At 75.3% G+C, this 18,781-nt stretch carries 14 protein-coding genes; 10 read left to right on the top strand and 4 right to left on the bottom strand.

All coding sequences use genetic code 11. The annotated features are described in order from the left end of the window. The first annotated feature begins 585 nt into the window (after window positions 1-585). From WMF24_RS05150 to panD, 10 genes are all read left to right on the top strand, one after another. Entirely contained in the window at window positions 586-975 is a 390-nt protein-coding gene (locus WMF24_RS05150; RefSeq protein WP_437735223.1) for a hypothetical protein, read from the top strand. Window positions 976-1,301: 326 nt separating this feature from the next. Further along, window positions 1,302-4,007 carry a transglycosylase SLT domain-containing protein gene (locus WMF24_RS05145; protein ID WP_437735222.1) on the top strand — a complete coding sequence of 902 codons (2,706 nt, stop codon included), beginning with the start codon at window positions 1,302-1,304 and terminating at the stop codon, window positions 4,005-4,007. A 194-nt stretch (window positions 4,008-4,201) separates the two neighbouring features. Next, the gene (locus WMF24_RS05140) at window positions 4,202-5,554 is read left to right on the top strand and encodes a serine/threonine-protein kinase (RefSeq protein WP_437735221.1); all 1,353 of its coding nucleotides are present in this window, start codon (window positions 4,202-4,204) and stop codon (window positions 5,552-5,554) included. After that, a complete protein-coding gene (locus WMF24_RS05135) occupies window positions 5,551-6,642 on the top strand; it encodes a dipeptidase (protein WP_437735220.1) in 1,092 nt (363 codons plus the stop codon). The genes WMF24_RS05140 and WMF24_RS05135 overlap by 4 nt, the downstream gene beginning before the upstream one ends. A gap of 46 nt (window positions 6,643-6,688) precedes the next feature. Next, a complete protein-coding gene (locus tag WMF24_RS05130) occupies window positions 6,689-7,792 on the top strand; it encodes a hypothetical protein (RefSeq protein WP_437735219.1) in 1,104 nt (367 codons plus the stop codon). Window positions 7,793-7,921: 129 nt separating this feature from the next. After that, a complete protein-coding gene (locus tag WMF24_RS05125; protein ID WP_437735218.1) occupies window positions 7,922-8,152 on the top strand; it encodes a hypothetical protein in 231 nt (76 codons plus the stop codon). A 451-nt stretch (window positions 8,153-8,603) separates the two neighbouring features. After that, window positions 8,604-9,149, top strand: coding sequence for a YkvA family protein (locus WMF24_RS05120; RefSeq protein WP_437735217.1), 546 nt, complete (start codon window positions 8,604-8,606; stop codon window positions 9,147-9,149). A 100-nt stretch (window positions 9,150-9,249) separates the two neighbouring features. After that, on the top strand, window positions 9,250-10,365 hold the full coding sequence (locus WMF24_RS05115) for a metallophosphoesterase (protein WP_437735216.1): 1,116 nt from the start codon (window positions 9,250-9,252) through the stop codon (window positions 10,363-10,365). Between the two features lie 475 nt (window positions 10,366-10,840). After that, window positions 10,841-12,010 carry a hypothetical protein gene (locus WMF24_RS05110; RefSeq protein ID WP_437735215.1) on the top strand — a complete coding sequence of 390 codons (1,170 nt, stop codon included), beginning with the start codon at window positions 10,841-10,843 and terminating at the stop codon, window positions 12,008-12,010. Between the two features lie 136 nt (window positions 12,011-12,146). Further along, window positions 12,147-12,554, top strand: a complete 408-nt coding sequence (gene panD, locus WMF24_RS05105) for an aspartate 1-decarboxylase (RefSeq protein WP_437735214.1) — start codon at window positions 12,147-12,149, stop codon at window positions 12,552-12,554. Between the two features lie 10 nt (window positions 12,555-12,564). On the opposite strand, the gene WMF24_RS05100 is transcribed toward panD, so the two are convergent. From WMF24_RS05100 to WMF24_RS05085, 4 genes are all read right to left on the bottom strand, one after another. Continuing rightward, window positions 12,565-13,950, bottom strand: coding sequence for an MATE family efflux transporter (locus WMF24_RS05100; protein ID WP_437735213.1), 1,386 nt, complete (start codon window positions 13,948-13,950; stop codon window positions 12,565-12,567). Window positions 13,951-14,264: 314 nt separating this feature from the next. Continuing rightward, the gene (locus WMF24_RS05095) at window positions 14,265-15,953 is read right to left on the bottom strand and encodes a hypothetical protein (protein WP_437735212.1); all 1,689 of its coding nucleotides are present in this window, start codon (window positions 15,951-15,953) and stop codon (window positions 14,265-14,267) included. A 59-nt stretch (window positions 15,954-16,012) separates the two neighbouring features. Next, window positions 16,013-18,382 carry an alkaline phosphatase PhoX gene (locus WMF24_RS05090; protein ID WP_437735211.1) on the bottom strand — a complete coding sequence of 790 codons (2,370 nt, stop codon included), beginning with the start codon at window positions 18,380-18,382 and terminating at the stop codon, window positions 16,013-16,015. 165 nt (window positions 18,383-18,547) lie between these two features. Further along, window positions 18,548-18,751, bottom strand: coding sequence for a hypothetical protein (locus tag WMF24_RS05085; RefSeq protein WP_437735210.1), 204 nt, complete (start codon window positions 18,749-18,751; stop codon window positions 18,548-18,550). Window positions 18,752-18,781: the final 30 nt, after the last annotated feature.

The following is an 18,781-nucleotide window of genomic DNA, read 5'->3' as shown; positions in this document are numbered from 1 at the left end:
ACGGGGGCCTACCGTTGCCCACCCGAGCCACGCGCGGACATCGGCCCATCCCACCCCGCGCAACGAACACCCGCTCCGAGGTCTGGCCAGGTCTGCGTCGAGCACTCCGCATCCAAGGTACCGAGAAGCCAACGTTGGACAGCGCAAGGGCGCCGACACCGGTATCCGATGCAGCCCAGCGCGCCGTCAGCCTCGAAAAGGCAACGAAAGCGCCACGGGGCCGGTCCGCGTCACCGCGGCGAACCTGCTGAAGCAGAGGGCCATGTACCTGGAGGGGGACCCGTGAGACGCATAACGCAATGTTCCAGATGGCAAGGTTCGATGGGACGCGCCGGGCGGCGGAGCAGCGGCCGAGCCCCGATCTGCCGCGGCGCGCTCCGGAGCCGGAGCTGTCGCGCCGGTCCCTCGCGGGACCGGCGCGCGACGCCCGGAATCCTCTCTTTCCCGCATCCAGGCCTTCCGTCTTTGTTGACCCGGTGCGCGGCGCCAGGCACCATCCACGCGCGGCGCCAGGCCGGCCTGCACGGCCGGAGGCTCGACCCCGGCTCACCGCGCTTCCCCTAAACACGCGATTGAGGTGCTTGGATGCACGTTCGTACGATCCTCTTGTTCTGCCTTGCTCCCTTCTTCATTGGCGCGCTCCAGGGCTGCGGCGGCTCGGATGATCCGCCGGACGAGAACACCGACGTCGCGGGGCCGCTCGGCGAGTGCCCGCCCAGCCCCGATGCCCAGGTGACGTTGGGCTTCGACACGCTCCAGAACAAGTGCATCACCTGCCACACCAAGGAGAAGACGGACCTCTTGAGCCGCGGCGGCGCGCCCACCAGCGTCAACGTCGACGACGAGAACAGCGTCACCGCCGAGGCGGTGAAGATTTACAACCGGGTCAAGGACGGCACCATGCCCCCCGCCGATCCGCAAAGCGCCGAGACCGTCGAGGCCATCCGCGTCTACCTCGCCTGCGAAGCGCTGTAGTCATCACCGCGCTCCCCTCCCCTCCACACACCTGATCCAGCGCCAGCGCGCCCCTCACGAGACGGCGCGCCGGGAGCTCACGGCGCGCGCGGCGATCCACCGCGTGATCGTCGGCTGCTCGGGCGATCTCCCGCGCTTCGCCACGGTCGCCGCCACGGTGGTCTCCGCCGGCCCTGACCTCTCCGGCGCGCCGCGCTCCCCACGCCATGACCGCCCGGCTCCCCGGCGCGCTCCCGACGCCATGACCGCCCCGGCTCCGCGGCGCGCAGCGCTCCGGATCGCCTCGGATCGCTGTGCGGCCGCGCGATCCGGAGTATGGTGCGGGCATGCCCAGGCTGGATGCCCGCTCCGGGGCCGCGGCGCTCGCGCTGGCCGCCGCGCTCTCGCTGACCGCCGCGCTCGGCGCCTCCTGCGCCGGCACCCCCGCGGCGCAACGCGGCGCGACGACCTGCCCTCCGCTCTGCCCGGCCGGCCCGCAGCAGACGCCGCCGCCGGCAGCGTCGGCGGGGCCGGTCGTGCCCGGTGAGGCGGGGGAGGCCCCGGTGTTCGATCCGGAGCGCCTCACCCTCGTGCTGGACGACCCGCGCCTCGCGCAGGTGCACAAGCTCGTCGAGCAGGAGGCGTACGCCAGCGCCGCCTCCGCGCTGGCCCAGGTGCTCGCCGGGCCCCTCCCGCCCGCGGACGCGGCGGCGTTTCGCTACCAGCTCGGGCGGCTGCGCGCGCTCGCGGGCGACCCGATCGGCGCCGCGAGGGAGTACGACGCGGCAGCGGCCGCAGGGGGGCCGCTCGCGGATCACGCGCGGTTCGCGGCGGCCGACCTCCTCGCCAGGGCGGGGCAGCCCGACGCGGCGCTCGAGCGGGCGCGCGCCGTCGCGTCGGACGTCGCGGTCGTCGACGAGATCGACCGCATCATCGCGGGCGCGCTCGCCGACAAGGGCGACATCGAGGGCGCGGCCGCGCACTGGAACGCGTACCTCGGCCGGAGCTGGCCGGCGTCGACGTGGGTGCCCGAGGCGCTCCGCTTCGCCCGCGCGCTGCTCCGCCACCCCAGCGAGGACCACGCCGAGGAGGCGATCCGGATCGCCCGCCGCATCATCGACCAGGCGCCGGGCGGCGCCGGCGCGGGCGAGGCGAAGGAGATCCAGGATCAGGCGCTGTCGACGCTGCCGTTCGCGCGGCGCAAGCCGTTCCTCGACCCCGGCCCCGCCGACCTGCTCGCCCGCGCGCGCGCCCTGCTCGCCTCGCGGCAAGACAAGGAAGCGCTCGCCATCGTCGACGCGCTGGTCGCCCTTCCCGAGGCGCAGGCGCCCTCGGCCTTCGCCTGCGACGCGTTCGCCGCGCGCGGCGAGGCGCTCGGGCGCCTCCGCCGGAGGGCCGAGGCCGCGGACGTCTACGGGATCGCGATCGAGCGCTGCGGGCCGGCCGCGCCCGCGGCGGCAGCCGCGCCGGCTGGAATCGCGCCCGCGGCGGCAGCCACGCCGGCTGGAATTGCGCCCGCGGCGGCAGCCGCGCCGGCAGGGACCGCACCCGCAACGGCAGCCGCGCCGGCCGGGGCCGCGACGCCCGGTACCGTCGCGCCCATCGCGCCCGCGGTGAGCGGCGGCGCCGCCGGGTCGGGCGCCCCGGCGCCGCGGCGGCCCGAGACGCTCTACAACGCCGGCCGCGCGTCGATCCGCGTCGACAGGCACGCGGAGGCGGCCGCGCGCTTCGCGCTGCTCGAGAAGGAGTACCCGGATCACCGGCTCGCGGACGACGCGCGCTACCTCGGGGCGCGGGCGCTGCTCGCGCTCGGGGACCAGGCGCAGTTCGTCCAGATGCTCACCGCCATGCCCGACGACTTCCCCTCGGGCGACATGGTCGCCGACGGCCTGTTCGAGCTCGCGCTGTTCGAGATGGAGCGCGACAGCTGGGCGGGCGCGGTCCGGCCGCTCGAGCGCGCGCTCGCGCGCTTCCCGCACGAGCGCGCGTACCACGCCGCCGGCAGGCTCCCGTACTACCTCGGCCGCGCCCACATCGAGACCGGCTCGCCCGACAAGGGCAAGGCGCTGCTCGAGCAGGTGATCCGCGACTACCCGCTGTCGTTCTACATGGCGCTCGCCCACGCCAGGCTCGCCGAGATCGATCCCGCGGCCGCCCAGCGCGCCCTCGCCGCGGCCATGGACCGCGACGCGAGCGCGCCGTACACCGAGCTGAGGAGCCCCGCGTTCGCGCACCCCGCGTTCGCGCGCGCGGTCGAGCTGGCGCGCCAGGGCGAGCCGCGGCTCGCGCGGCGCGAGCTCGACCTGCTGGGCGTCGGGAGCCGCACCGCGCCGCGCGAGGTGATGTGGGCCTCGGCGTTCCTGCTCGCGCGCGCGGGCGCGCTGCCGCAGTCGTACAGCATCCTGCGCACCGCGATGACGGCGCCCGCCGAAGGCCACGCCGAGCTCGCGGGAAATGGCGAGTGGGTCGACCACTACCCGGTCGGGCGCTGGCGCGCCGCCTGGGAGCTCGCCTACCCGCGCCCCTTCGCCGCCGTCGTCGCCGCCGAGACGAAGCGCAGCGGCATCCCCGAGGCCCTCGCCTACGCGATCATGCGCGAGGAGTCGGCCTTCGACCCGAAGGTGGCCTCGCACGCCGACGCGTACGGGCTGATGCAGCTCATCGTGCCGACCGCGAAGCGCATGGCCAAGCCGCTCGGGCTGCCCTGGAGCGCCGAGGCGCTGAAGCGCCCCGAGATCAACATCGCGCTCGGCTGCCGCTACCTCTCGGTGCTGCGCAACCAGTTCTCGGACAACCCGCTGCTGGCGATCCCCGCCTACAACGCGGGCGGCGGCGCGCCGAAGCGGTGGATCGCGGAGCGCCCGTCGCAGAGCTTCGACCTGTGGGTCGAGCGCATCCCGTACCCGGAGACCCGGCTCTACACGAAGCGCGTGCTCACGAGCCTCGCCGTCTACGAGCTCCTGTACGCCGGCGCGCAGCCGAGCGAGGCCCTGCGCACGCCGCTGCCGGCGAGCCCGGCGGCGCGCTCGGCCGTGGCCAACGCGGCGCCCTGACGCGGCCCGGCGCGGCGCCCCCGCGGCGCGCGCCCTCGCCGCCGGCGCGCCCCGCGGCGCGCGCCCTCGTCAGCGGCGCGCCCTCGCCGCCGGCGCGCCCTCGCCGCCGGCGCGCCCTCGTCAGCAGCTTGCTCCCCGCCCGGCGCCGAGGTTTCGGCGAGCGGGCCACGCGGGAGCTTTGGTACAGTCCTCGCGTGGTCGACCCCTCGAGCCCCTCCCATCAGCTCGTGGGCGCCGTCTTGAACGGGCGCTTCCGGATCGTGCGACTCCTCGGCGAGGGGGGCATGGGGGCCGTGTACGAGGCCGACGGGCTGCGCGGCGAGGGCAAGCGCGCGATCAAGGTGCTCCACCCCGAGTTCACGCAGGACGAGCAGGTCCTCCACCGCTTCTTCGCCGAGGCCGAGGCCACGAAGGGCTTCGTCCACCAGAACATCGCCTCGGTCTTCGAGGCGGCGCGCGCGGAGGACGGCACGCCGTACCTCGTGATGGAGCTCCTCCAGGGTGTGCCGCTGTCCGCGTACATCAACGCGGGCAACCCCATCCCGCCGCAGCAGGCGGTGCCGATCATCCACGAGGTGCTCCAGGCGCTCATGGCGGCGCACGCCCACAAGGTCATCCACCGCGATCTGAAGCCGGAGAACCTGTTCCTCGTGCGCGACCCGCGCGGCGGCTTCCGCGTCAAGGTGCTCGACTTCGGCATCGCGAAGGTGATGGACGCGGCGGGCGGCATGGGCCTGAAGACCCGCGCTGGCACGCTCCTCGGGACGCCCGGCTACATGAGCCCCGAGCAGATCAAGAACGCGCAGGGCGTCGACGCGCGCACCGACCTCTGGAGCGTCGGCGTCATCTTCTACGAGATGCTCACGGTGACGCAGCCGTTCCCCGCCGAGAACGAGTTCGCGCGGCTCACCGCCGTGCTCGCGAAGGAGGTGCGCCCGATCGAGCAGGTCGCGCCGCACCTCGCCGCCTGGAGCCTCTTCTTCCAGCGCGCCCTCTCCAAGGACGTGAACGGGCGCTTCCAGTCGGCCGAGGAGATGGCGCAGACGCTCGGCGCCATCGCGCACCGCACCGGCATCGCGACGCCCGGCGCGTGGGTCGATCCGCAGGCGTCGCTCCCGCCGGCGCACCACCTGCCCTCGCTGCCGCCGCCGCAGCAGCAGCCGCGTTACCCATCACCGCCGCCGCCGCCGTACACGCCGCAGCCGGGCGCGGCGGCGAGCGCGCCGGTCGGGCCGCGGCCGCCGACAGTCCCCCCGCCGCGCGGGACCACGCCGCCGACGCAGACGACCCCATCGATCGCGCCCACGGCGGCGTTCCCCGCGGCCCCGGTGGCCCCCGTGGCCGCCGGGTCGACGTACATCAGCGCGCAGCGGCCGACGGGCGTGCCGACGCTCACGGGCGGCCACTACGACGTGCGGGTCGTCGAGGTCCCCCTCCCCGGCGCCGACGGCGCGGCCCCCGAGGGCGCGGCCTGGTGGCTCGTGGCGGTCATCGGCCTCGTGTGCCTCGGCGTCGGCTTCGCGCTCGGCGTGCTGGTGAGCGGATGAGCGCCGCGGACCGCGTCCGCGCGCTGCTCGCCGTCACGTGCGCCGCCGGCGCCCTCGCCGCGCCCCGGCCCCTGCGCGGCGACGCAGCCGGCGCGGGCGGCGCGGGCGGCGCGGGCGAGCCGCCCGTGCACGTCGTCGATCTGCACGTCGACGTGCCCTGGCAGGTCCACTTCAAGGGGCGCGACCTCCGCCTCGACGAGGGACACGCTCGCAGGGACACGCTCGTCGCGGGCAACTACCTCGGCATCGTGCTGCCGATTTACCTGCCCGACAAGGCGCGCCCCGAGGGCCCGCAGATCGAGGACGCGAGCGCGATCCTCGCCACCATCGAGGCGATCATCGCCGCGAACCCGGTGTTCCTGCCGCTCGGCGCGGCGCGGGCCGAGCCGGGGAGGATCAGCACGTTCCTCTCGATCGAGGGTGCCGGCGCGTTCGCGGCGGACATCGCGCAGATCGACCGCTTCATCGCGCGCGGCGTGCGGCTCATCAGCCCGAACCACGCCCAGAACACGCGGCTCTCGTCGTCGGCGACCGGCGAGCCGGCGGCGTTCGGGCTCACCGAGCTCGGCAAGCGGTTCTGCGAGCGCGTGTACGCGCAGGGCGCGCTGATCGACGTCTCGCACATCTCGGACGCCGCGTTCGCCGATCTCGTCCCGATCGCCGCGGCGCACGGCGCGCCGATCGTCGCGACCCACTCGAACGCGCGCGCGGTGGCGGACCGGCCGCGCAACCTGACCGACGAGCAGCTCCGGCACATCGCGCGGAGCGGCGGGGTCGCGGGGCTCAACTTCCACGCCCCGTTCGTGAACGGCAAGGGCCAGGCGGATCTCGACGACGTGCTCGCCCAGGTCGACCACATGGTCCGCGTGGCCGGCGTCGATCACGTCGCGATCGGCTCGGATTTCGACGGCGGCATCATCGTTCCGAAGGGGCTCGACGACGCGTCGACGCTGCCGGCCCTCGCCGCGCGGCTCCGGCGGCGCGGGATGTCGCGCGACGACGTGGAGAAGATCTTCTCGCGGAACGCGCTGCGCATCCTCGGCTGGCGGCCGGCGGGCGGGAGCGCGGCCGGCGGCGCCGGCGGGTAGGCGCAGGCCGGCGCGCGCCGCCGGCGCGGCCGTGGTAAGGGCCCGCATGCGCACGAATGTCGCCCGGTCGGTGCGGGGGCTCGCCGCCCTCGCGATCGTCGCGTCCGCCGCGGGCCTGAATTGCGCGGAGCTCGGTCGCCTGGAGGGCGTCGGCGAGGCCGTCTGCCCCGAGCTGCGCGGGCCCGGCGACGTGCTCGGCGCGCGCTTCTCCGCGGACGCGCGGGCGAACGCGAAGGTGAGGACGTTCGTGCAGGCGGCCAAGGACATGGCCGCCGTGTCCGCGGCGATCGAGGCGCAGGTGGCCGACGCGTGCCGCCGGATCGGCGCTGATCTCGGCATCCCGCCCGCGCACATGGCGCCGCGCGACGAGGCGGGGGGCCAGGCGAGCGGCGCCTGCGCCCCGGTCGCGGCGGCGGTCGACGCCATCCTGCGGCAGGGCGCCGGCGTGCAGGTCGCCGTGACGCCGCCCGTGTGCCAGGCGAACGCGCAGGCCGGGGCGCGCTGCAGCGGCGCGTGCGACGTGCAGCTCGACCCGGGGCAGATCGTGGCGCAGTGCGAGCCCGCGCGGCTCTCCGGCTACTGCCACGGCCGCTGCGCGGGGCGGTGCGACGGGCGCTGCGCCGGGCAGTGCCGCGGGCAGTGCTCGGCCTACGACGCGCAGGGCCGCTGCGCGGGGTACTGCAACGGCGAGTGCGACGGCGGCTGCGACGCGACATGCCACGCGCGCTGCGAGGGCACCTGGCAGGCGCCGCAGTGCGCGGGCACGGTGCGGCCGCCGAGCGCCGACGCCGAGTGCGAGGCGAGCTGCCGCGCGCACGCCGACGTCTACGCGGCCTGCACGCCGGCGTTCGTCCAGGTGCGCCCGTCGCACGGCGCCGAGATGGCCGCGCGGCTCGCGGCGACGCTGCAGGCCAACCTGCCGGCGCTGCTGCACGCCGAGGTGGCGCTCGGCCGGAGGCTCCTCGGCGACGCCCAGACGGTGGTGCAGGTCGGCGCTGCGCTGCCGCGCGTCGTGGGCGACGCGGGCGCGCACGCGCTCGCGTGCGTCGCCGGGGCGGCCGAGGCGTCGACGAGCGCGTCGGTGCGGATCCAGGTGAGCGTGCGCGCCAGCGCCAGCGTCACGGGGCGCGTCGGGGCGACGGGCGGGTAGCGGCCGGGCCGGAACGGCGCGCGAGCGCGGGCGCCGGGGCGCACGCTCAGCGGGACGCGCGAGGCACACCGACGGCGCCCCGGAGCACGGCGAGTGCAGCGCGGCGGCGACGGCGGTAGACTTGTCTCCGTGCAAGCGCTCAAGACCCGCGTTCAAAACGGCCGCATCGTCGTGAACGAGCCCACCGACCTGCCGGAGGGCACGGTGCTCGAGCTGGTCGTCGCCGATCCGGGCGACGAGCTGGACGACGAGGAGCGCGCCGAGCTCCATGCGGCGCTGGCGGAGGGGCTCGCGGAGCTGCGAACGGGAGGCGGCGTCGACGCGGACGAGCTCCTGTCCGAGCTGCGGGCCCGCGGGTGAAGGTCCGGTTCCTGGGGCGCTCGGCCGAGCACGCGCGGGCGGCTGACGCGTGGTGGCGCGAGAACCGCGAGGCTGCGCCGTCCCTGTTCGCGGAGGAGCTCGCCACGGCGCTCCGCATGCTCAGGAACGTGCCGGAAATGGGAGCGCCTTACGGACCCAAAGCCGATGACAGAGTGCGGCGCGTCTTGCTGCCGCGGACTCGGTACTACGTCTACTACGCGTATGTTCCGGAGGAACGCTCGATTGGCGTGCTCGCCATCTGGAGCTGTCTGCGCGGGAGGCCGCCCAGCTTGCGGCACGCGCGTGGGATGAGGCGACCCTGACCGGGGGCGCAGCGATCGTCGCTGCTCCGGCGCCGCCGCGCCCTGGACGGCGCGCCCTCGTCTGCATGGACGGCGTGGACGGCGCCGCGCCGGTCGGACTACCCTCCCGCTCCCGCCGGGAGGATCCCATGACCGATCTCGACGACCGCTGTCTCGACACGTTCCCCGAGTGGCTGCGCAGCCTCGCCTCCGACGCCACCGACCTGGCGGCCCTGCTCGCCGCGCCGGACATCCCGGAGCCCGCGCGCCGCTCGCTCGCGGGCGGCCTCAATTACCTCTTCAAGTCGCTCGACCTCATCCCGGACGGCATCGAGGACCTCGGCTTCCTCGACGACGCCTTCGTGCTGCGCGTCGCCGCGGCGTTCGCTGCGGCGGAGAGCCCGGCGCTTCGCGACCAGGCGCCCACCGTCGCGCGGCTCGCCCGCGACGCCGAGCTCATCGCGGAGCTGCTCGGCGCCGACAGCGCCCGGCTCAAGGGCTACGTGCGCTCGCTGGAGAAGGGCGCGGCGCGCGGCCGCACCGTCGACGACATCCTCGGCGACGAGCAGGTCCGCACGTCGTTCATGCACGAGATCACCGGCTGGGCGTCGAGCTACACCGCCCCGACCTTCAGCCGCGACGCGAAGAACCTGATCAAGCTGAAATCCTTCCTCTCGGCCAAGCTCCCCGCCTGAGGCTCCACGCCCGCTCGCGCCGCGGCGCCCCCCCGCGCGGCGCAGCGCGAGCGCCGCCCACGTAGTACACCACGCGCACCACCCCGGAGGACCGCGTCCGATGTCAGCCGCTCCCCGCCTCTCCGCGCCGCTCGGCGCGCTCGTCGCCGCGCCGCTCGGCGCGCTCGTCGCCGCGCTGCTCGCCGCGGGCTGCGACGCCGATCGCCCCGCCCCGACGGCGCCGCGGCCCGCCCCCGCCGCCTCGGCGCCCGCCCCGCGCTCGGCCGGCGCCGCGCCCGCGCCGCCGCCCGACGCCGATCGCTCCTACGCCCGCCCCGCCGCCGAGCGCGTGGTGGCCATCGGCGACGTGCACGGCGACCTCGCGGCCACGCGCGCGGCCCTCCGGATCGCGGGCGCGATCGACGGCGCGGATCGGTGGATCGGCGGGAAGCTCGTGCTCGTCCAGACGGGCGACGAGCTCGACCGCGGCGACGGCGAGCAGGAGATCGTGGACCTCTTCGACCGCCTCGGCGAGGAGGCGCGTGCCGCCGGCGGCGCGGTGTACGCCTTGAACGGCAACCACGAGGTCATGAACGTTCAGCTCGATTTCCGCTACGTCACCGAGGGCGGCTTCCGGGACTTCGAGGACGCGCCCGGGGTCGACGCCGCGGCCCCGCGGCTCGCGCCCGTGCCGCCGCCCGCGCGGGCCCGCGCCGCCGCGTTCGCGCCCGGCGGGCCCTACGCGAAGAAGCTCGCGACGCGCGACGTGATCATCACCGTCGGCGACACGGTCTTCGCGCACGGCGGCGTGCTCCCGGCGCACACGCGCTACGGCGTGGCGAGGATCAACCGCGAGGTGCGCGCGTGGATGGAAGGAAAGGCCCCGTCCCCGCCGGCCGTGATCGCCGCCGAGGACAGCCCTGTGTGGGCGCGGCTCTACTCGAGCGACCCGCCCCCGACCCCGGGCTCGAGCGCCTGCGCGGCGCTCGACCAGGTGCTCGCCGCGATGTCCGCGAAGCGCATGGTCGTGGGCCACACCGTCCAGCGCCAGGGCGTCACCTCGGCCTGCGGGGACAAGGTCTGGCGCATCGACGTCGGCATGGCCGCCCACTACGGCGGCAAGCCAGCAGCGCTGGAGATTGCCGGTGACACGGTGCGCGTCTTGACCGGCGACACGAACGAGGCGGGCGCCGACAAGGGCGAGAGCAAAGGGAACGCGAGCCGCGAGAAAAAGTGAGCCGAAAACGCAACATCAGGGCACTTCCCTGACGCGTGAGCCACGCGAAGCCTGCGAACCGCCCGAACGGCGCGGAAACACGCCGGACCGCGCGAAACATCCGGACCCGGCGAACCCCCCGGACCGTCGAAACGACGGTCGCGTCGGATCAACGCAGCGCAAGCGTGGGACGCGCAAGCATGGGATGAACGAGATGAGCGCCGCGCCGGCCCGCCCGTGGTCCATTGACGGGCGCCGAGAGGACCGGATAACGTCGTTGGCAAACTGGGGTCTTTCGATCCACAGGGGAAGGGAATCAGATGCCTGAGCTACCGCTCGCGCTGATCCACGAGGCGAATCGGGGCGTACGGGACCCCGCCCTGGAGTCCGGCGAACGGCGGCTTCCCCTGCTGTATCCTCGTGTCGCACCTTCTCCGCTGCGCCGACGCCGGCAGCTCGGGCGCCGCGCAGCGCGGCCCGGCACGGGGAGCGGCTGATGGACGACGACGAGCTGTTGCGCGCCCTGACGCGCATCGCGCAGCAGGATCGAGGGGGCGATCCGCGCACGCGCAAGCTCGGCGAGGAGATGCTCCCCGAGGGCGAGCAGGGCGCCGAGGGCGGCGCGCGCCCGAGGGCGGCGCGCCAGGGCGAGGGACTGGAGGGGCGCGAAGCCCGGCCGCCCCTCGACGACGAGACGCGCGCCCGGCTCGCGGACCAGCTCATCGCGCAGCTCCGGGAGCCGCGCGGCGACGCGCCCGCGCCGCTGTCGCGCCCCATCGTCGACAGGGAATCCGGGATCCGCTTCCGGGGCCCCCACGCCTGGGACGGCGAGGTGGAGGAGCCGGACGCCATCGTCGAGCCGCCGCAGCTCGGCGCCGACGCCGACTCGCTCAGCGGGACGAGCGCGCCGCTGAACACGGACGCGCCGGTCTGTCGCTCGATCGGCGGCGCGTCGGAGCCGCCCGGCGCGTCCGAGCCGGCGCCCGGCGCGTCGGAGCCGCCGCGCGACGTCGTCTGCCAGGGCGCGGCGGCGGCGCCCGGCGCCGGATGCGCGCCGGACGACGCGGGCGTCCTGGTGCCGCGCGCGCGCCCGGCGGGCCCCGAGCTGCGCGTCGAGCGGCGGACCTCGCGGCGGAGCCAGGCGCGCGCGATCGCGGGCATGGCCGGCTGGGCCGCGGCGGCGGCGCTCGTGTCGCTGCTCGCGCTGCGGCCGGCGCCGTTCGCGCCGGGCGCGGCGCCGCTCCCCGGCTACACGGTCGCGACGACCCTCGGCGACGGCCCGCACCACGGCGATCGCGAGCCGGGCGCTTCTCGCCACGTCGCCCACGTCGCCCACGTCGCCCACGTCGGCCGGGGCGCCCGGCTCACGATCGCCCTGGCGCCCGGCGGCCGCGTGCACGCGCCGGTCGACGTGAAGGCGTTCCTCGTGCAAGGCGGGAACGCGCGCCCGTGGCCGGTGGCGATCGATCTGGACGAGCGCGGCGGCGCGCGCATCTCGGGGACGCGGGAGGAGCTCTTCAAGGACGTCGCGGCGGGCGCGTGGGAGGTCGTCTTCGTGATCGGCCAGCCCGGCTCGCTGCCGGACGACGCCGGGGCGCTGGCCGACGAGCACGGCATCCACCAGGCGGGGGGCCGGCTCGTCCGGCAGCGATTGTTCCTTGACTGACCGCCACTTGGACTAAGAGGAAAGGCGCTCTTCTCGCGGCGCGCGCCGGCCGACGGCTCGCCCCGGGGGGTGCCGGTCGACGGGCGAGCCCGGGGGCGCGGCGCCGTCGGGCGCGGGGGGGCAGAGGGCAGCACGCATGAACCGACGGATGTTCAAGAGCAAGATCCACCGCGCGACCGTGACCCACGCGGATCTGCACTACGAGGGCAGCGTCACGATCGACGCCGATCTCCTGGAGGCCGCCGACATCCTGCCCTACGAGGCGGTCGATATCTGGAACGTGACGCGCGGCTCCCGGCTGACGACGTACGCGCTCGCGGGGGCGCGCGGCTCCGGGGTCGTGTGCATCAACGGCGCCGCGGCGCACCTGAACCAGCCCGGCGACCTCGTGATCATCGCGACGTTCGCGGACATGGACGAGGCCGAGGCGCGGCGGCACGCGCCGCGCGTGCTCCGCGTCGACGGGCAGAACCGGCCGCTCGCCGAGCAGCCCCCCGAGACGCCGGGGCCGCTCGCGCCGGGGGGGCCGCGCGCGTCCAACTGAGCGCGCGGCGTCAGCCGCCGTGCGGCAGCGCCCGCGCGACGGGCGCGCGGGCCAGCCGGACGAAGCGCGCCGTGAGCACCGCCGCGACGGCCATGAGCCCCGCGGTGAGCCCGAACCAGAGGCCGCGGACGCCGAGGTCGAGCCCGAAGGCGAGCCCGATCGAGAGCGGCAGGCCGAAGGCCCAGTGGGCGCCGAGGTTGGCCCAGAAGGGGAACCGCACGTCGCCCGCGCCGCGCAGCGCGCCGGCGGCGACCGCCTGGATGCCGTCGAAGAGCTGGAAGAGCGCGGCGATGCGCAGCAGCGGGACGCCGAGGGCGAGGACCTCCGCGTCCGGGGTGAACGCGCCGATCAGGGCGTGGGGGAACGCGGCGTACGTCGAGGCGCTCACGCACATGACGCCGGCGCCGAGCAGGAGGCCCAGCAGGCCGGGGCGCAGCGGCGACCGGCCCGCGCCGACGGCGTGCCCGACGCGGACGGCGGTGGCGCCGCCGACGCCGATCGCCCCCATGAACGCGAAGGCGGCGAGCCCGATCGCGACCTGGTGCGCCGAGACGACGGTGGCGCCGAGCCGCCCCGCGAGCAGCGCCGTCATGCCGAACACGCCGACCTCGGCGAGGAGCTGGAGCCCGATCGGGACGCCGAGCCGGTAGACCGCCATGACCGGCACGGCGCCCGCGTCGTCCCGGGCCGCGCCGCGCCGGCGCAGGGCGGACCAGAGCGCGATCGACGAGAGCACCGCGCTGGCGAGGCTCGCGGCGAGCCCCGCCCCGAGCGCGCCGAGCTGCGGCAGGCCGAGCGGCGGCAGGCCCACCCAGCCGAGCGCCTCGTCGCCGCGGACCAGGAGGTTGCACGCGACGAGGTTGACGGCGTTCGCCGCGATCACGGCGACGAGCGCGGGCCGCGTCGCGCCGTGGGCCTGGAGGAAGCTCTTCGTGGCGAGGAAGACGGGCCAGAGGAAGATCCACAGCGCGTGGCCGAGGACGTACCGGCGCACGCCGGGGACCAGCGCGGGGTCGACGCCCATGGGCGCGAGCGCGAAGGTCGCCGCGAGCGCGGCAGCGAACGCGACGACGCTGACGAGCACGCTGGCGCGCAGGGTCGCGCGCAGCGCCGCCCACGCCTGACCCGGGCGCCCGGCGCCGATCGCCTGCGACGCGAGCGGATCGACCGCGGCGGCGATGCCGATGCCGAGCGCGTTGGACGTGTGGACGAGCGTCCTGCCCATCGCGCAGGCGGCGAGCTCGTCGACCGAGACGCGCCCCACGATCGCCACGTCGACGAGCGACATCGCGACGAGCCCCGCCTGCGCCACCGCGATCGGCAGCGCCAGGCGCGCGAGCGTGCGCAGCTCGGACTGCGCGCCGTCGGCGGCGAGAGGGGTGGGTGCGAGGTTCAAGGGTTCACCGGCGCCGGAAGAAGAGCGCCACCGTAGCGCGCCGGGGAGAGAGCGCTCGTCGGGGACGCCCGGCGGGAGGCGCAGGGGTGAAGATCAACGATCTTCCTGGCTTTCTGTGATCCGGGCGGCTGGACCGCGAAGGAAGAGAGAGAGAAGAAACGCAAAGGCGCAAAGGGGGTGGACTGAAGTCTCTCGACTCCGATCTCCGTCCCCGAGCTGCCGCCTTTATTCTCTCTCTTTCTTTTTTGCGCCTTTGCGTTGTTTCTTCTTTTCGCTGGCGTGCTTTGACGCCCTCTCCTCGCGCCGCCCACCCCTCACCAGGCGAGGTGAACCCTCCCATCCAGGTACACGCGCTGCGCCTCCGCGAGCCCCGTCGACTCGCCGTCCACGGCGCGCAGGATCCCCGTCGCGGGCCCGAGCATGACGTCGCGCCCCGCCTCGAAGCGCTGCGCCCGGACCAGGGCGCGGTAGGCCTTGTCGAGCAGGAGCGCCCGCTCGCGCGACGGCGCCACGAGGTACGCGAGGTCGCGATCGCCGCCGGGCGCGCCGCGGCGGACCTCGGCCTCGTCGAGCGCGCCGCCCGGGAAGAACCGCGCGAGCATCTCCGTGTTTCCGCGGTAGTCGTCGGCACCGCCGGCGCGGCGCAGGTACGTCAGCACCTCGGGGTCCGCATGGCCGGCCTGCGGCGCGTCCGGCATGCCGCGCAGATCCTGGTGCCGCCAGCCGGCGGCGCCAGGCACCTTGCGCGCCAGCGAGAAGGTGTGGTCCACCGTGACGCCGACAGCGCCGTGACACCCCATGCACGCGCGGTGCTCCTCCGCCGTCTGCAGCCGCAACCGGCCCTGCTCGTCCTCGATGAACCCCTGGATCTGCCAGCCGAACGCGTTGCGCAGGCCGACCTCGGGCGCGCCCGCGTAGAGCGGCGGGCGCCCCTCCTCCTTCTCGTCGGCCTCGCGCTCGTACGCGCGCGAGATCGCCCAGTCGTCCGGCTCGTCGGCCTTGCGCGCGTAACGCAGCTCCTTCATCCGCGCCGCGAGCATCCCCGGGCGGTCCGGGTCGAGGTAGCGCACCGAGTGCAGGAGCTCCGTCCCCCGCGGGTAGATCCACGCGCGCACCGGGACCCCGGCCGCGCCCCCCGCGTAGCGCGCCGGCAGGCGACGGATGCGCGTCACCGCGGGCGCGATCACGCCGTCGCCGTCGAGATCGACCCCGGCGACGACCTCGCTCACCGGCTCGACCTCCCGCCCCGCCGAGGCCGCCATCGGGGCCGCCTCGCCGGCCCGGGGCAGCGGCGACGGCGACGCGATCGCCGCCTCGAGCAGCGCGAGGTTCAGCTTGTAGACCTCCCGCGACGGGGCGCCGGACGCGTCCTCGCGGAACGCCGCCGGCAGCCGGATGAACACGTCGCCGGCGCTGCCGTTCGTGGGCCAGAAGCTCCCAGGGAACGGCTTGTACCGCACCGCGCGGAAGCCGCTCCCGTCGGCCGCGAAGCCCTCGTCGTCGAGGCCGGCCTCGAGGTCGAGATCCGGCACGTAGCCCGGGTAATCCCCACGCGACGAGAGCGCCCGGCGCAGCGGCGCGTAGTTGTCCTCCCGGATGTACTCGAGGATCTCGGCGTCGCTCGTCCGCGCGGCGACGGCCGACAGGTCCTCGAGCAGGTTGGTCCAGGGGTTCGTCCGCGCCGCGTCCGAGAAGCTGTAGTCGCGCTGGAGGTCGTGATCCGCGAGCGTGTTCGGGCCGAGCCCGGTCGCGTGGCACGTCCAGCAGCCGTTCGCGCCGCCCGCCGTGCTCGCGTAACACATCGGCGGGATCGACGCCTCGGGGTTGCCCGCGCGCCCGGCACGCGCGGCCGCTGTCGCGAGCGGGTCGTACGCGCCCCCGCCGCAGCTCGACCCCGCGGCGACGACGGCGGACGCCGCGGCCAGCGCCAGCGCCGCGGACAGCAGGCGCGCACGGCCACGCTGCCAGGCGCCCAGCGGGCGCGACGCGCATGACGGGCGCAACGGGCGCAACGGGCGCAACGGGCGCAACAGGCGCAGAAGACGCATCGCTCGCACGGCGCTCACCCGGGCAGGAAGCTGACCGCGATCACGCTCGACAGCGCGTCATCGCCGTGGGGCCACGCGCTGTACGCGTCCTCGCCGGGGTGCTGCACGGACATGAAGATCGTGCCCATGTCGGGGGTGAACTGCGGGCCTGTCGCCTCCGCGTCGCCCGGCATGGCCACCACGCGGAACGCCTTGCCGAAGCTCGGCGCCACGACGCCCGGCGCGCCCTCGCGGTGCGCGGGGTCGAGATCCAGGTAATAGAACGCGTCCGCGTGCGGGTTCGTCCCGAAGTTGCCGTCGGTCCCGAACCACACGCCGCCCTCGCGATCGAGCAGCAGGTTGTCCGGGCAGGCCGCGTCGAAGTCGCCCTGTCCCTTCGACCCGTGCCAGACCTCGAAGAACCGGAACGTCGCCGACGCGCCGGGCGCCGCGGGGTCCTCCTCCTCGAGCGCGAAGATCGAGCCCACCTCGTCCGCGCGCCGCGGGGCCTCCGTGGCGTGGACCTCCGGCGCGAACAGGACGCCCCGCTGGTCGAGCGCCGTCGGCCGCGTGTGGTTCGTGAACGCCACGTAGATCCGCGGCGTGCCGCTCGGATCGCGCGGGTTCCACTCGATGTCCTCGGGCCGGTTCAGCTCCATGACCCCGATCTTGTTGCTCGCCGTGAACAGCGCGCGCCGGACGTCGTCGTCCGATGCGAAGCCGCCTATCCCGTTCCAGCGCACGTCGCGCAGCGCCTCGCCCACCGTTGTCGCCGGCGCCCCGAGCGCGGCCGCGTTCGGCGCGATCGCCGTGCTGCTCACGGAGAGCTCGACCCACCGGCCGACGCCGGGGGCCGCCTCGGTCGGGGCCGCGCCGGTCGCGAGCAGGGTGTCGCCGGTCGCGTTGTCGAGGCCCTCGAAGTGCGCCGCGTAGAGCGTGCCGTCCTCGAGCAGCGCGCGGATCTCGGCCCGCCCCATCCCGGCCGCGACCTTGCCGGCCGTCACGTACTTGTAGATGCGGCCGCCGCGGCGGTCGTCGGCGCCGTAGATCACGATGGGCTGGCCCGGCAGGAGCTTCCAGTCGCCGTCGACGGCGAAGGTCGCGGCCTCCCAGCGGGCGCGGCCCATGAAGCCGAGCTTCATGTGGCCCACGCCGGGCTCCGTCGCGCCCTCGAACTCGCCCGCCGGCTTCCCGGGGTCGATCTCGGCGAGGTACCCGTAGTGGTCGCGGGGCTGGCGGCCGCTCTGGTCGGAGATGCGCCCGAACTCCGCCGTCTCGCTGGCCTCGACGACGGGGCTCACGCTGGCGCCCGGATCGAACCCCTTGCCCGCGAGGAACTTCTGGTCGCCCGACCAGCTCGCCTCGAGATCGCCGTAGTAGTCCTGCACGTTCTCCTCGGCCGAGATCACCGTGCCCCACGGCGTCAGCCCGCCCGCGCAGTCGCCCATGATGCCGGCCACGACGCCCTCCGGGAGCGCCTCGCCGGTCGTGTCGTCCCTGCCCGGGCCGAGCAGCGCCTGGCCCGCGACCCGGGTCCGCGTGGCGCTCGTGGCGTCGTAGCGGACGGCTGTCGCGCTCCGGTCGACGGACCACGCGCCGGTCGACGGGTCCTGCACGGCGCGCAGCCACGAGCCGCCGACCTGCTTCTTCTCCCACCGGATGTACGTGTCGACGTCCGCCTGCGACCAGACGCTCGACGCGACGTCGTTCGTGAGGACGCCGAGGGCCCTGAGGTGCCGGGCGAGCGTGAGGTGCTGGCCGGTCGGCGCGGAGGTGACCGTGGGGCTCCTCCCCGAGACGTACTCGTGGTTGACCCAGAGCCAGCCCGCGGAGCCCGAGCCGTTCCACTGCGGGGCGTTGCCCGGCGCGGCGTCCCAGCCCTGGCCGAAGAAGGCGATGTAATCGTTGTTGGCGCCGAAGCGGGGCGCGTCCGGCGCGGCGCTGAAGGTCAGCGGGTCGAGCCAGCTCACGAGCACGTCGGAGCGCACCCCGGCGAGCGTCCGGATGGTGTCTGTCGCGGCCGCGTGGAGCGGGAACTGCTCGCCCGCGGGCAAGGCGCCGGCGGCGAAGAGCTCCACGCGCTCCTTCACGTAGTCCGAGAGGTTCGCGGCGCTGGTCCGCGTCGGCGCGTCCTCGCCGGGCTCGCCCTTCGGCCCGGGCTGCCCGTCCTGGCCCGGCGCCCCGTCCTGGCCGTCCTCGCCGTCCCTTCCAGGAGCGCCGTCCTGGCCGTCCTCTCCATCTTTGCCGGGCGCGCCGTCCTTGCCGGGCGCGCCGTCCTCACCAGGAGCGCCGTCGTTGCCGGGCACGCCCTTCGCCCCATCCTCGCCGCAGCCGCTCCCGAGGGCGGCGAGGCCGCCCACGAGCACCAGAAGAAAGGCCGACCTCAGGGTCCGCTTCGTCATCATTGCATCGTCTCCGCCGGGTAATGGCGGCAGACGATGCCCGGCGATGGTGTCGCCCGGGTGCGACGAGCGCGACGACTTCTTGTCAGACAGCGTCCGCGCCACGAGCGCGCGGCGCGCGAGATCACGGCGCGCGTGGGGGAAAGCTCCCCGGCGCGGGGCGTCGCGCTACTCGTCGTCGTCGTCGGGGACGACGACCTCTTGGCCGAAGCGCGCGCGCGCCTCGAGCAGGTCCTGGTCCGAGATCCAGGTGCGCTCGCAGCTATGGAGCGGCGCGACCTGGTAGACGTCCTTGCGCTGCTCGCCGTGTCCGTCGTCGAGGACCCGGACTACCTCGTGATGGAGCCCGCAGGAGGGGCAGAGCGCTCGCATGAGGGGTCACTATAGTGCGAGCGCCCTGGG

It is taken from the genome of Sorangium sp. So ce1335, assembly GCF_051521615.1.
In the GTDB taxonomy this organism is placed as follows: domain Bacteria; phylum Myxococcota_A; class Polyangia; order Polyangiales; family Polyangiaceae; genus Sorangium.
The sequence above is the reverse complement of the archived record's forward strand: the minus strand, read 5'-3'. Positions and strand labels throughout refer to the sequence as shown.

What these genes read in the sequence shown, in the direction of transcription:
- WMF24_RS05150 (WP_437735223.1), top strand. Translation starts at nt 586, where the DNA reads ATGCACGTTCGTACGATCCTCTTGTTCTGCCTTGCTCCCTTCTTCATT.
- WMF24_RS05145 (WP_437735222.1), top strand. Translation starts at nt 1,302, where the DNA reads ATGCCCAGGCTGGATGCCCGCTCCGGGGCCGCGGCGCTCGCGCTGGCC.
- WMF24_RS05135 (WP_437735220.1), top strand. Translation starts at nt 5,551, where the DNA reads ATGAGCGCCGCGGACCGCGTCCGCGCGCTGCTCGCCGTCACGTGCGCC.
- WMF24_RS05130 (WP_437735219.1), top strand. Translation starts at nt 6,689, where the DNA reads ATGCGCACGAATGTCGCCCGGTCGGTGCGGGGGCTCGCCGCCCTCGCG.
- WMF24_RS05120 (WP_437735217.1), top strand. Translation starts at nt 8,604, where the DNA reads ATGACCGATCTCGACGACCGCTGTCTCGACACGTTCCCCGAGTGGCTG.
- WMF24_RS05115 (WP_437735216.1), top strand. Translation starts at nt 9,250, where the DNA reads ATGTCAGCCGCTCCCCGCCTCTCCGCGCCGCTCGGCGCGCTCGTCGCC.
- WMF24_RS05110 (WP_437735215.1), top strand. Translation starts at nt 10,841, where the DNA reads ATGGACGACGACGAGCTGTTGCGCGCCCTGACGCGCATCGCGCAGCAG.
- panD (WP_437735214.1), top strand. Translation starts at nt 12,147, where the DNA reads ATGAACCGACGGATGTTCAAGAGCAAGATCCACCGCGCGACCGTGACC.
- WMF24_RS05090 (WP_437735211.1), bottom strand. Translation starts at nt 18,382, where the DNA reads ATGATGACGAAGCGGACCCTGAGGTCGGCCTTTCTTCTGGTGCTCGTG.
- WMF24_RS05085 (WP_437735210.1), bottom strand. Translation starts at nt 18,751, where the DNA reads ATGCGAGCGCTCTGCCCCTCCTGCGGGCTCCATCACGAGGTAGTCCGG.